The organism is Mycoplasma anserisalpingitidis (assembly GCF_007859615.1).
GTDB lineage: Bacteria > Bacillota_I > Bacilli_A > Mycoplasmatales > Metamycoplasmataceae > Mycoplasmopsis > Mycoplasmopsis anserisalpingitidis.
Map to the genome: position 1 here is coordinate 36,790 of NZ_CP042295.1, position 13,620 is coordinate 50,409.

Annotated in this window: 14 protein-coding genes and 1 other RNA gene; 3 read left to right on the top strand and 12 right to left on the bottom strand. The window is 25.2% G+C overall.

The window, feature by feature from the left end; translation table 4 throughout:
* The first annotated feature begins 9 nt into the window (after positions 1 to 9).
* The gene (gene mgtE, locus FRW55_RS00170; protein WP_146368233.1) at positions 10 to 1,458 is read left to right on the top strand and encodes a magnesium transporter; all 1,449 of its coding nucleotides are present in this window, start codon (positions 10 to 12) and stop codon (positions 1,456 to 1,458) included.
* A 25-nt stretch (positions 1,459 to 1,483) separates the two neighbouring features.
* On the opposite strand, the gene FRW55_RS00175 is transcribed toward mgtE, so the two are convergent.
* The 6 genes from FRW55_RS00175 to FRW55_RS00200 all read right to left on the bottom strand — a co-directional run bounded on the left by FRW55_RS00175 (position 1,484) and on the right by FRW55_RS00200 (position 5,477).
* The gene (locus FRW55_RS00175; RefSeq protein WP_146368234.1) at positions 1,484 to 2,725 is read right to left on the bottom strand and encodes a hypothetical protein; all 1,242 of its coding nucleotides are present in this window, start codon (positions 2,723 to 2,725) and stop codon (positions 1,484 to 1,486) included.
* The gene (locus tag FRW55_RS00180) at positions 2,688 to 3,053 is read right to left on the bottom strand and encodes a S1 domain-containing protein (RefSeq protein ID WP_146367750.1); all 366 of its coding nucleotides are present in this window, start codon (positions 3,051 to 3,053) and stop codon (positions 2,688 to 2,690) included. Before FRW55_RS00180 ends, FRW55_RS00175 begins: the two co-directional genes overlap by 38 nt.
* A 51-nt stretch (positions 3,054 to 3,104) precedes the next feature.
* Positions 3,105 to 3,384, bottom strand: an RNA gene (gene rnpB, locus FRW55_RS00185) — RNase P RNA component class B.
* A 27-nt stretch (positions 3,385 to 3,411) separates the two neighbouring features.
* On the bottom strand, positions 3,412 to 3,849 hold the full coding sequence (locus FRW55_RS00190) for a hypothetical protein (protein WP_146367751.1): 438 nt from the start codon (positions 3,847 to 3,849) through the stop codon (positions 3,412 to 3,414).
* Between the two features lie 16 nt (positions 3,850 to 3,865).
* A complete protein-coding gene (locus FRW55_RS00195; protein ID WP_146368235.1) occupies positions 3,866 to 4,783 on the bottom strand; it encodes a hypothetical protein in 918 nt (305 codons plus the stop codon).
* Between the two features lie 211 nt (positions 4,784 to 4,994).
* Complete coding sequence (locus FRW55_RS00200) at positions 4,995 to 5,477, bottom strand: DUF2798 domain-containing protein (protein ID WP_146368236.1); 483 nt, start codon at positions 5,475 to 5,477, stop codon at positions 4,995 to 4,997.
* A 409-nt stretch (positions 5,478 to 5,886) separates the two neighbouring features.
* Here FRW55_RS00200 and rpsB point away from each other — a divergent pair, with 409 nt between their 5' ends.
* Positions 5,887 to 6,741, top strand: a complete 855-nt coding sequence (gene rpsB / locus FRW55_RS00205; protein ID WP_146308933.1) for a 30S ribosomal protein S2 — start codon at positions 5,887 to 5,889, stop codon at positions 6,739 to 6,741.
* A gap of 2 nt (positions 6,742 to 6,743) precedes the next feature.
* Entirely contained in the window at positions 6,744 to 7,622 is an 879-nt protein-coding gene (gene tsf / locus FRW55_RS00210; RefSeq protein ID WP_146367754.1) for a translation elongation factor Ts, read from the top strand.
* Between the two features lie 91 nt (positions 7,623 to 7,713).
* Here the strand turns inward: tsf and FRW55_RS00215 are convergent, their stop codons facing one another.
* From FRW55_RS00215 to FRW55_RS00240, 6 genes are read right to left on the bottom strand one after another with little or no spacing between them, the layout of a single operon-like run.
* Positions 7,714 to 8,046, bottom strand: coding sequence for a putative quinol monooxygenase (locus FRW55_RS00215; protein ID WP_146368237.1), 333 nt, complete (start codon positions 8,044 to 8,046; stop codon positions 7,714 to 7,716).
* Positions 8,047 to 8,057: 11 nt separating this feature from the next.
* Positions 8,058 to 9,248 (bottom strand): aromatic motif membrane protein, encoded by a 1,191-nt coding sequence (locus tag FRW55_RS00220; protein ID WP_146368238.1) that lies wholly within the window; start codon positions 9,246 to 9,248, stop codon positions 8,058 to 8,060.
* The gene (locus FRW55_RS00225) at positions 9,238 to 10,131 is read right to left on the bottom strand and encodes an aromatic motif membrane protein (protein ID WP_146368239.1); all 894 of its coding nucleotides are present in this window, start codon (positions 10,129 to 10,131) and stop codon (positions 9,238 to 9,240) included. The genes FRW55_RS00220 and FRW55_RS00225 overlap by 11 nt, the downstream gene beginning before the upstream one ends.
* Entirely contained in the window at positions 10,124 to 11,098 is a 975-nt protein-coding gene (locus tag FRW55_RS00230; protein WP_146368240.1) for an aromatic motif membrane protein, read from the bottom strand. Before FRW55_RS00230 ends, FRW55_RS00225 begins: the two co-directional genes overlap by 8 nt.
* Positions 11,076 to 11,780, bottom strand: coding sequence for an ABC transporter ATP-binding protein (locus FRW55_RS00235; RefSeq protein ID WP_146368241.1), 705 nt, complete (start codon positions 11,778 to 11,780; stop codon positions 11,076 to 11,078). Before FRW55_RS00235 ends, FRW55_RS00230 begins: the two co-directional genes overlap by 23 nt.
* Positions 11,780 to 13,591: an ABC transporter permease gene (locus FRW55_RS00240; RefSeq protein WP_146368242.1), complete on the bottom strand. Its 1,812-nt coding sequence runs from the start codon at positions 13,589 to 13,591 to the stop codon at positions 11,780 to 11,782. Before FRW55_RS00240 ends, FRW55_RS00235 begins: the two co-directional genes overlap by 1 nt.
* Positions 13,592 to 13,620: the final 29 nt, after the last annotated feature.

Here is a 13,620-nt window from a genome sequence, read left to right on the forward strand (position 1 = left end):
GGAGGTCGTATGGACAATAACATTGATCAAATGTTTGAAGAATTGCGAAAATTAATTAAAAATAAAAGCGTAAAATTATCACGAGAATTCCTTGATGAATACCCGATTGCTTATGTTGCTAGTTGTTTTGAACAACTTTCACTCGAAGATCAATTATTCTACTTAAGAGTCTTAAAAAGAGATGAAGCGGCTGAATTATTCAGCTATTTAGATGATGAAGTAAAGGCAAAATTAGCAATTAGTTTTACTGAAGAATGAGGTATGGAAATTCTTCAAGAACTTCAAAGTGATGAACTTGCCGATGTTATTGAAGATTTACCAGCAAACATTCAAAAAAGAATTCTTTTTGAAACTCCACCTGAAAAAAGAAACTTGATTAATAGTATTTTAAAATATAAAGAAGATCAAGTAGGAAGTATTATGTCAGTTGATATTTCAACAATTAGAGCTGACTATACTTGTAAAAAAGCATTAAGCAAAATTAAACGTGATTATAAAAAGAATAATGCTGAGTTATCTCACTATTTCTTCGTTACAGATGATAAAGGCGTTTTACTTGGTTCAATTTCTCTTGAAGATATTGTTTTTGCTAATGAAAATGAAAAAATTGAATCGCTTTATTCTGCTGTTCCATCAGTTTACGCTCACAACGACACTGAGCATGCATCAAATATTTTCGCTGAGCATGATATGTCATCTCTTCCTGTTGTAACAAGTGATAATCGCCTTGTTGGTATGATTACTTCTGATGATGTTATCGATATCGTTCGTAATTCCGCTACTGAAGATATGTATAAAATGGCCGGAATTACTATAGAAGATAAAGAAGAATCTTATATTAAAACAACTGTTTTAAGTATTGTTAAATCGAGAATTCTTTGATTAATAATTTTAATGATTTCTGCTACTTTAAGCCAATTTATCATTCAAAGTTTTACAGATATTTCTGAAAACTTTATTAAATCTCTTGGTGTAACGCTTTCCACAGCTATTATTGTTTCGTTAATTCCAGTTATTTCTGGAGCTGCTGGAAATGCAGGCTCTCAATCATCTACCACAATTACTCGTTCACTAGCTTTGGGAGAAATTGAATCTAAAGATATTAAAAAGGTTATATTAAAAGAGTTTAATATTTCTGTGATTGTTGGTCTTATCTTATTTTTTGTTAATGTTTTAAGATTAAGTATATATTTCTTAATTTCTGGTGATTTACTTCATGCTGATGAGAGAACTTCGATTATTTTTATGATTTTAGCATCTTCAATAGCTTTATGATTTGTTATTGTTTTAGCTAAATTCCTTGGTACAATTATTCCTATTTTTGCACTGAAACTAAAAAAAGATCCAGCTGTTATGTCAGCACCAATTTTAACAACTTTAACTGATGCTATATCAACCTTGATCTTTTTTGGAATTACAATATTTATTTTCTGAATATCATTTGTAATACTAGTCTAGTCAAAACTCATTTAAGTGAGTTTTTTTATTTTTTAAATGCACTAATGTTATTAAAAATTGAGTAATAAACTAAAACAAGTGAATTTAAACATAATAAATACCCTAAATAATAGTGATCGTTCTTTGGTATTTCAACACTTAAAGATTGTGTATAACTATTATTAAAACTCAAACTATCTATAAATAAGTTAGAAAAGTCAAAATTAAGTTGGTTAAGAGAGTTGATTATAATATTTTGATCCATAAAATCATAATCAACTTCCGGACTAGTTTGGTAGTCGATTTTTTCACTTTGAAGATTGTAAAAAATAACAGATTTATTTTTATCAGTTTCCAAAAACATCTGATAATTTTTATAAATATTACCTGGTATTTCAAATTTATCGAAAAAATTTCTAGGATTTATAAAGTTTAAGTTTGTTGTAAAATCATTGATTATTAAATTCAATGATGGTGAATTAAAAACAATAAAAATAAAATTGAATTCATCCTCTTTTGATAAATTAAAATGTAATTGTGAAGCAACTTGTAAAGGAATATTATTATCGAATTCTTCACTACTTAACATAAATGCATTTTTATAACCTTTAATAAATTCATAAATATCTACTCCTGCGAATGCAAAAAGAAGCAACATAAATTCACTAAAATAAAACAAGTTTTGTGAAAGTTTTGAACTAATAAGTGAAATGTATTTACTGTTCAATGAAAATTCATTAATAAACTTGGTTGAATTTGAAGGTAAAAAAAGATAACTATTTTGCCCAAAGTATTCAAAACCTAATTTATTTGTAAATAAATTCAAAAAGGTTTGAAAACGCTTTACATTTTCATATAAATCAAACTCATTTTTTATGATAATGAAACTGAATTTAGAAACTTTATTCAAAATAAAATTTAATTTATTTTCGTATTTAATTTCATTCTCATCTGAATTAAGAAATATTATTTCTATAGGAGAATTAAATCATTCTTTTGACTTACCATAAACATAATTTTTGATTGTGCCTACAATTTTTTCGATTCTTGAATTAGAATATACCACCAAAGTTTGAGTTTTATTTACTAGTATTTGCTCTAAACAAGAAATGATTTCGTCAATTTTCTTAGTATTAAAATTTGAAGCAATCTCCATAAATTCAAAATATTCACTATTTATAAAGTTTTTGCTTTTGAATTTTGAGTTTGCTTCATTAATTTTATTCATTATTTTAGGATTAAATTCAATATTATTTATTATTCTTGATTTTGATATTTTTATACTCATAAAAACCTATTTCATTAAGACTATGTTTTTTTAATCTATCAAAATGACCAGCAGTTTCTAAAATTTCATGATTGAATGGACTTCTTAAAAAATTTGGGTGATTAGCTTTAAAATTACCAATACCTTTTTTTGATGGATTAACACTCTTAATAATAAAATTGATTATCTCACCAACATTAAATACTTTGTTTAAGTCAATATTTTTTCAATCAGAAATATCAGATAAATAAATTTTGAATGTTCATTGATTCAATGTCTTTACAATTATATAATCATTTTGTATTTCAAAAACTTTGCCATAAGCAACTTCACCAACTTTATATTTCATATAACTATTTTACTCTAATAAATAAAAAAATGGCATAAGCCATTTCTTAGCATCTATAAGCCGCGTTCTGTACCTATAAAATAGGCGTTGACAATTTATCTAGTTATAAACTTCTATATCGGTTCAATTCCCGAATCTAGATTCCTCTACCTTAATTTGAGTTTCTAGCTCATGGAGCTTACCCGTTTCACAATTCTCGTCTCTGTGGTGCTAGTCGTGTAATAAATTACCCCAACCTTATTAGTGTTGGCATGATCACTACAGGCATCGCAGCCTGTGCTAGCGCGGACTTTCCTCTATTATTAAAAAATAATAGCTGTCAACCAATGCTTAAAAATCATACTATTTTTTTAAAAAATTAAAAAAGTCTTTTGTAAATGTCTTCTTCATTTTTCACTACATCAAATTCTGGATTTTGAAGTTCATTCTTAAACATTTCTTCATAAATGTATGGACGAAAATCAAATAAAAATCTTCTGCTAATTCTATATCACTTAATCTTTTCTTTATGCGTTTTAGACTCAATAAATTTTCAATTTGTAATTGTTAAAACTGCGCCATAAACAAGAAAAAACATACCAGCTAATAGTAAAATTAAAGCAAAGATCAATCCAAAATAATCAATGTTTTTATAATCGATTGTTGAACTATTATAAATACCTAATCCAAGACAAATTAGACCTAAAAATACAAATATTAGATAAATTAAAGAGTTATTTCCTTTGGTTGCTTCTTTCATTTTATCTACATAATTCAAGTACTTTTGTTTGTCTGATAATCTAACGAAATTTCTCATAAATTAATTATATTAATTATTTAATTAATTCTTGAGAAATTTCTTGTGAAAGCACATTAATTTTTGTGCTTAGTTGAATTAATTTATTAATTAATTTTTCTAAAGTGTTTTGATTGTATATTGAAACAAAATTTTCAACCGCATTTTGTAAATTAGCCAATTTTTCTAACTGCACATCATTCAACGAATCACTAAATTTATCAAAATGAATTTTTCTTAAATTATTTTTTATAGCTAAGTCGATATCTTTAATTAGATTTATTAAACCGTGACTGTGGTTTTCTTGTTCATCTACATCAATGTGTTTATGTTCATGATTGTTCTCATCATGTTCTTCGTCACCTAATTGTGTTTCTTCATAATAATGTTTGTCAAAAACATAATTTTCATATGTTTTCGAAATTTTCAAGCTGTGATTTTGAATATCTTCATTTTTAGGTTCTTGATTTGAATTTATTTTATTTATAAAAGTATCGAAATTGGCATTTTTATTAAATTCTAAAATGTTTTTAATTTGAATTAAAATATTTTCTCTGTTATGTTGAATTAGGTGCAGAACTTCAGTGTATAGTTCTTGTTTAAATTCGTTAAATTTTTCGTTTTTGTATAATTCACCAAGTGAATTTCTAAATTCTGTATACGCGTTAAAAATATTATTGTTGTTTTTATTTAATTGTTGATTAAAATCATTTTCAAATAAAAATTCTTCAACATTTTTTATAGATGAAGTCAAATCATTATTTTCATTAATTATTTGATTCAATAAATTGTTAAATTCGTTAACAGTATCCTTTAATTCTTGATTTTTATTTATTATTGTTGGTGGAACATTGTCAACCTTATCTGTTTTTCCTTGTGTGCAACTCATTGATAAGAGAGGTGTTAAGGATAAAGTCAAAGTTCCTAAACATATCAATTTACTTATTTTTTTCATGGATTTATTATACCATTATATTACATTTTGGTAATATATTTATTTCAAGTTTTAATTATATTTATCCATGATATTTTTAGGTAAATTAGATTGTAAATTAAATCACAAAAGTTAAATGATGATAACAGAAAAAATTAAGTAAAATCATTGCATATGATAATATATAAAAAATAAAAATCAGGAGCGATTAAAAATCAATTCCTGAATTAAATTATTTAATAGAACCAACTGGGAAAAGTTTACGAAATACAAATCTCACAAGTGTTCCAGCAACAAGAATTTGAAATGGGAATGCCATTAAAAAGTTCTTTCACACTGTGTTAATATATATGAAAAATAAATTTTTTCAGTCATTTGTCGCAACACAAGCAACAATAGAACCATAAAACGACATAATTAAAACCATAAACACCACCATAACACCAGAAATAGCTAAAACTTTAACTATTGTTGGAGATTGGGGTTTTATTTTTATTCACTTAAAGGCAATAAATTTAGCTGTTCTTGATACGAATAATAAATCACAGCATAGTGCAACAATATAAGTGAGTGGAAAACCTAATCAACCTTCAGTAAAAATAGATGTATCAAATTTTAAGGTTCTAGTAAAAACATTGTAAAAAGACATTCATAAAACCATTACAAAACACATCATAACTGTGTAAATTAAACTTTCACGTTTATTTTGAGGCATATTTTCTCCTTAAATATTTAATATTTTTATACTAATTTAACTATAAAATAAATTAATAAGTTAAATTAACAATCCTTGTGCAAGTGTTAATAACTTATTAAAATTTTATTATTTAAATCTAAAAAATGCATTACTATGAAGAAAAACAATAAGGAAACTATTTCTTTAAAATGTACAGCCATTATTGTTTTTTGATATTTTTTTATCTTAAAAATGAATCACTTACCTATAAAAATCGATTTCATTAAAATAACTATTATGGTAAAATAAAAAAGTATTAAATATATTTAATACTAATTAAAATTTGAATTAAACCAAATTGCTTTTATGGATTCGCATGGGTGTGCTTTTTTAAAGTGCTAGGCGTTAGAAGTAAAAGTTAAACTAACAAACTAAAAAATGGAGAAAAATGACAAATAAAGTAGAAAAAGTTGAAAAACAACCAAAAAATCCTATTGTATCAAAGGATAAATTATTAGAAGCAGGTGCATACTTTGGACACAAAGCACATGCTTGAAACCCTAAAATGAAAGATTACATTGTACCTAACAAAAAAAATAAAGGTGCACACATCATTGATATTACTAAAACACAAAAATATCTTGAATTTGCTTACTCGCTTGTAAATAAATTAGCAAGTAAAAAAGCTTCTTTCATTTTTGTAGGAACAAAAAAACAAGCTCAAAGTGCTGTTAAAGAAGCTGCTGAAAGATCAAACTCATTATACGTAACAGAAAGATGATTAGGTGGAACATTAACAAATAATCAAACAATTATGTCACGTGTTAAAAAAATGGAAGAACTTGAAGCTAAAGCTAAAAATGAATTCAAAGGATACACTAAAAAAGAAGCTATTCTTTTCCAAAAAGAATTAGATAAATTACACAAAAACCTTGATGGAATTCGTTCAATGAAACGTTTACCACAAGTTATGATTGTTGCTGATCCTAATGAAGATGCAATTGCAGTTAAAGAAGCTAAAAGAAAAGGTATCAAAGTTATCGCTATTTTAGATACAAATGCAGATCCAGATTTTGTTGATTTTGGAATTCCTGCTAATGATGATTCTGCAAAATGTATCTCATTAATTATGACAATTCTTGCTGATGCTATTGTTAAAGCTCAAGGTGGTAAAGAATTATTTGCTTACCAACCAGATGAAAAAATTGTTTTACCAGAATTCCAAGGAGTTCAAAGAAAACAACCTTTACAATCTCAACCAAGAAGAGTTAAATCACAAACTGAAGAATCAAGAGGGGAATAATTATGTCAAACATTAACCTAATTAAAGAATTAAGAGAAAGAACAAACTCTGGATTATCAGATTGTAAAAAAGCTTTAGAAGCAACAAATTGAGATGTTGAAGCTGCTATTGAATGATTACGTGAAAACGGAATCGCTAAAGCTGCTAAAAAAGCAGGAAGAATTGCTGCTGAAGGTTTAGTAGCTATTGTTGGTGATGAAAAATCAGCAGTTATGATCGAAGTTAATAGTGAAACTGACTTCGTTGCTCAAAATGAAAACTTCAAGAATTTATTGAATGAAGTTGCTAATGGTTTATTCAAATCAAATGCAAATACACTTGAAGAAGCAGAACAAGTTGTTCTTGAAAGTGGTGTTACAGTATCTGAAGCTTGTACACAAGCTACAGCAACAATCGGTGAAAAAATTTCACTTCGTCGTTTTGTGAGAGTTGTTGCTGGTGCAAACCAAGTTTTAGGTCTTTACCTTCACACTAATGGACGTATTGGTTCAATTACTGTAGTTGAAGGTTCAAACTCAGAAGTTGCAAGAAATGTTGCAATGCACTCTGCTGCTATGAACCCAGAATTCGTTTTAGTTGAAAACATTCCTGCTGAAAGAATGGAACAAATTAAAGCTGGTTTTGTTGAACCTGCTAACTTTGCAAGTAAACCTGAAAAAATTAGAGAAAAAATTGTTGAAGGTTGATTAGACAAACAATTATCTGAAATTACATTAGTTAAACAACCATTTGTAATGGATGATGGTGTTTCAGTTGAAAAATACTTAGCAAACGCACAATCTAAATTAGTTAGTGCAGTAAGATTTGAAGTTGGTGAAGGAATCCAAAAAGTTGAATCAAACTTTGCCGATGAAGTTATGTCTGTAGTTAAAGGTAACTAATAATTAAAAATATAATGAAGCTTAATGCTTCATTTTTGTTTTAAATAAAAAAATAGCGCTTAAACGCTAAACGAAGTGTCAGACAAAGTAATTACACATTAATAAATTTTTGATCCTTAGTAGTTATTGTTTGGTTATCTGGTATATATTTATCGGCCTTGAGAGATAAATTGTATTTTTTTCTTAGTTTAAGAATTTCTTCCAATTCTGTTGAATCATGATGCAAATCAAGTGCTTCCTGATTTTTTCATCTATCAATTAGTATAATGGTTTCTTTATCATCATAAGACTCATAATATTGATATTGTAAATTACCCTCTTTACTTCTTATTCTTCCTACAATTCCGCTTTCAGTCATTTCTTTAGCAAACTTTAAAGCATCGCCATTTTTACCTGTATAGTGAATAATAAAAGTTAGTTCCATATTTAATTCTCCTATATTTTTATATCAAAAAAAGTATATCTTATTGGTCTACCACCATAATAATCATTATATATTATATTATTAGTTTGATTATTTTCAGTTATTTCAGAGAATGTAATTGTATTTTTAACATACTGTCTAATATCAAAAAAGCCATTTTTATCCTTACTGAAGAAAACCTTTGGGTAAATATATAAATAAGAAAATAATTCAACTTCATCCTTTTTTGGTTCTTCAGCTTTAGTTGGTTCGTGCAACTCAGAAAGGTCGCTTCCTTTTCAAATAGCAAGTTTATTTTTAAATTTAGTTAACTCAGATGAATAATTATCAAATTCAACCCTATATTCACTTAAATTTTCTAAATTATTGATTTTTGACTTGTATAAATCATGTACTGGTTTAAATCTATTAAATATGTCTAATAATTCATTTTTTCTATCAGATTCATCATCAATAGAATTTATTAGATTACTTATTTGATCAATAAAATCCTCTCCATCATTATTTATTATATTTTCGAATTCTCACGAGTAATTATCAATGTATTTAGTGATGTTTAGATTAATTATAAAGCCTTCATTTGTTAATAAATAAAATTGATAGGTTTCAGAATAATCCTTTTCTATCTCTATTTTGTAGGTAAAATCTATAAAAATATTAGATTTAGGAGTATAGAATAAACCTAATTCCATACCTGATTTCTTAGCTTCCAATGAACTTTCTTCAGTTGAAGACACAAACTGATCAAATACTGGAAAACTAACAAACTCAATTTTTGCAATATTAAAAAGTAGCCAAAGTCAATTTTTTGTTTTAGCTTCTTCAACGTTTTTTATTGAATCACTAAGTAAATATGGTCTTTTTGATAAGAACCCACCATCATGACCGAAACTGAGCGAAATATTGTTAGAAAATATTAAACTTTTTTTAATTTGGTTTAAGTAATTTTTGTTTTTATTTAATTCTAGTTGATTATTGATAAAATCTTGTTTGTCATTACTATCTTTATAAATTAAATTTAATATTTTTTCAATAACTTCTTGATTGAGAAAGTTTTCTCAATTTTGATTTAATTTATACTCTTCTGTGTACAGTTTTTGTTTTATGTTTTTGTGTGCTTCATTGTTATCTTGACAACTAACCGTACTTATAGGAATCAAACTGAATAAAGGCAAAACAAATAATAATTTCTTAAATCTCATAATTGTCCTTAATTTTTAATATTATTTTTGAAGGAACACCATATCTAAGTTTTTTAACCAAATCAGATTCAAAACGATCATAACCAATTTGATCACCATGTACATAAGCTGAGTGTAAGATATTTGATATTAGCTTAATAGAAATGTTGTTAGTTTTTGAAAATGAAAAATATCAAATTCATGGTTCTATTTCTAATTTATTGTTTTTTGTTGAATTTTTATCAATTTTAATTCTAAAAATAATTTTACCTTTCGAAAGATAGAAAATATAATTGCTATAACTTTCTGCAGATTCTTCTCCTTCTTCAAGTTTATCTAATAACGAAGATGTTAATCAAGTATCATCAGGCAGTTTTAAGTTCTTTAATGATTCTAAAAATTCTTCTGAATGAGATGAATTTAAGTCTTGATTTTCAGGAATAGTTAATCAATCATAAAAATGAACATAAAAAATATTTAGATTTTTTAATATAAAATACCAATTCTCCGAGTAGAAGGGAAAAATGTTTTTTTCATAAAATTCTATTTCTTTCTTTTTTTGTTCATTTGGATCGCTAATTAAACCTATTTCATTTTGACATTGTTCAAACATAAATTTCAATTTTTTTAGTTGTTCATTTTGATAATTTTTATTATTTTGATTATTCAAAAATTCTGTTTTTTGAACTATATTATCAGCAAAAACCTTATCTAATAAGTCATTTAAAATCTTTTCAGTTCTTTTAACTTCTAAATTATCTTCCTTTTCAATATAGTCAAATTTATTATCTACTATTTTACTAAGTGAATTTCTAATTTCATTTCCTGAATCTTTGCATGAAGATAAAAAAACAACACTAAATAAACTTAACAATGTGGTTAAAATTTTGTATTTCCTACTCATTTATAGCCTTTCATGTATATCTATATATTCTATTTTTTTTGAATTTTTCTTCAGTTAGTAGTCTTTTTAATGTTGTTTTTTGAATGTCGGAATATGTATAACTAAAATTTTTATATTGATTTAAATCATTGAATTTATAATAACTTTTTGTAGAATCATACTCTTCTCCAAAATATTCATTGTATTCGATATCGTTATTAATCAGTATGTTTTTGGATAAATTATTTTCTTTTTCCAGATTTATTAATTTATTCTTGAATTCATTTATATTTTCTGTATCCGGAGAATAAAATAAATCAGGAATTAAAGTGACGAATTTATTATTTTGATAAGTATAAGTTAAAATTTTAATAGCCTTATTTGAATCATAAATTAAATAATTAGCAACTTTATTTTCAAATTTGTCGTAATCATCTTTTTCAAGTGGGATTTGTAATAAATCAACAACATCTTTGTTTTTAATAGAAATACTTAAACTAGGATTAAATTGATCGACACTTCTAATAATATTTTCAAAGTAATTATCATTTTCATCATCAAATTTTGATCCATAAGGATTAAAAACAAATTGAAAATCCTGAATGTTATCCAAAATTCATAATCAGTTTTGAGTTATGTTTTTTTCTAATATTTTATAACTTGTTTCAACTAAATTTCTATAATCACTTTGTGTGTTTATCAGATAAGGTCTTAAAGGATTAAATCAAACCAAAGCTGATTTTAATTCTTGTTTTTTATTGTAAATTATTTTAGATTGGTTGTATATGAACTCTTTTTTTTGGGTTATGTTTTCAAACTGAAAATCAATTATTTGCTGTATAAATTTATTATCAGAAATAAATTTATTCTTTTGATCTCCTATTTTTTGAAAATTAATTTTTTCGGAATTATTCGTGCAACTAAGGGTCGTTGTCGAGAGAGAAACTAGTGTAAAAAATATCAATTTATTTTTGAATAATTTTTTCATAATATATATCTTCAAGAGGTTTATATTTTATTCCGTTATAAATTAATTTACCTTTATGTATTAGAGTTAAACTATCAACGAATTGGTCAATTTCGGCTAAAATGTGACTACTTATTAAAATTGTTTTTCCTTCTTTGTTTAGTGAATTTAATAAATTAAACAATTCAAATCTACCTGTTGGATCTAAATTAGCTGCCGGTTCATCTAAAATAATTAATTCTGGATTGTGAATTAGAGCTTGGATTAATAATACTTTTTTCTTTTGACCAGATGAGAAAAATGATGGTTTTTTATTCCTTAAGTCTTCAATATCAAATTTTTTTAGTAGTTCTGAAATTTTATTATCAGCTTCGGTTTTCGATAAATTATTTAATAAAGCGAGTGATTTCAGATATTCATAAACAGTGATTTCCTTCGGAAATTGAGCTTTTTCAGGAACATAACCTATATTTGATTTGCTTTCTGATATTTTATTATTTATATTTTTTATCAAAATTTCACCACTAAAATTAAAAGTTGCACCAATTATCGATTTAATTGTTGTTGTTTTTCCTGCTCCATTTTCACCTATAAAAGCATGAAATGAACCAGATTTAACTTCAAAACTTAAGTCTTTAACACCATAACCATTTTTATCATACAGTCTTGTCAAATTACTTACTTTTAATATAGTTTCTTTCATTATTTATAGTCCTTTCTATAATATAAAAATCCATTAAGTGATAATAATAAAATACTTAAGCTAGTTCAAATCAATGGGTAAAAAGCTTTATTTACAATTTTTTTATCTCTCTGAATTGAATAAACTTCATTTATAGCCTGAAATATGAAATTATCTGATTTTTCTAATTCATATCTAAAAACTATTTTTTTCTCGCCATTAGGATATGTTTTAACAACTTCTTTGGTACTATAGGACTCAAAACCACCTATTTTATAAACGAATTGGTCGATTTTTATTTCATATTGTCCAGGACTGTAATATTTTAGGGGATCATCATTTAATAAAAGAGAAGTTAGTAAAATTGAATCATTTTTACTAAAATAAAGATAATACATAAGGGAAATGGAAAAATAAATTTTTCTCTCTATTTCTGAAGAAATTTTTTTATTTCTAACAGCGTTCTCATCAAAAAGAGTTATTTCTTTGCTAGAAAAGTTAAAAAGTCATGAATCATCATTGTTTAATTCATTTTCAATTTCTCTTATAATTGAACTTTTAATTACTTTAGGGTCATTGATTCTATTATTTGTTACTTGCTCATTTATTTTTTCAAAAAATGATTTAGCAAAATCATTAAAATCGTTATTTTTTAATAATTGTTCAATATTTTCTCAATATATTTTTCCAATTAAATTATTAGGATTAGAATAAGAAAACTCATCTTCAGGAAAGTCAATATCAATTTTATCTGCATTATTTCTAACATAAATAATGTTTCTATTTATTAGATCATTATTTATCTTCGAATTCGATTTCAACAATGAAGGAATAATGAATGAATTATCATTATTTTCAGAAATTTTAAGTTTTAATAAATCTGCATTATCAACTAATTTATACGAAAAAGAAAGACTATCATTATCTTTGTAGTATAAAATTGAATTATCAAATGATTTTTCATTATTTTTTATTAGTGATAGTATATCAATATCTTTTGTATTAAAAGAATTTACAAGTTGATATGGAATGAATAATCATGAAGAAATTTGTCATTCTTTTGCAGCGTTTTTTGAATATTCACTCACTAAATTTATGTAATCTTTTTGGTATGGATCAAAATCTATTTTTTTAAAATCACCATTAGGAATAATGTAATAATTATCTTTTTCATCGTTTAGAAAGAAAGTCACAACATCCGCTTCATTTTTTGAATGATGATATTCATATTTAGTTTTTAATAATTCGTCGCTAATTTTTCTTGAAGAACGTACTATTGTTCTTATCATAATACCAGCCAAAAAAGGACTAGCTGTCATGAGGATTGGTAAAATCATAGCCACTTTTTGGGTAAATTTTAACGAAATTAAACTTGATATGATACCAAAAATAATATAAGCAAAAAATACACTTAAAATCATCATTAATGAAAATAGAAAATAATTCAATTCTGTAATTTTTGATAAGAATCCAACAGTTCATGAAACTCAATTTATTAGTGATCAAGCAAAACCTATTAAAACAAAAACTAAAGTTTTACTTAATATCATTTTCTTTCTTGATATGGGTTTGGAAAATAGAATTAAATCAGTTCCATTTTTTTCTAAATCGCTAAAAATATTTAATGATTTGAGACAACCATAAAAAACACTAGCGATAAGATTCACAAATAAAAGTGAAAAAAAGAAAACAGGATAATGATATTCTCTAAAACTAATTACATTTAGAATTAATCCGATAAATAAATTTAATGTAATTATTATCGATGGTAATATATAGGTGTTTTTCTTTTTTGAAGTCATTTTCAACATAAAAATAAAATAATTTTTCATATTCCTCCAATATTTCAGCACAATAATTA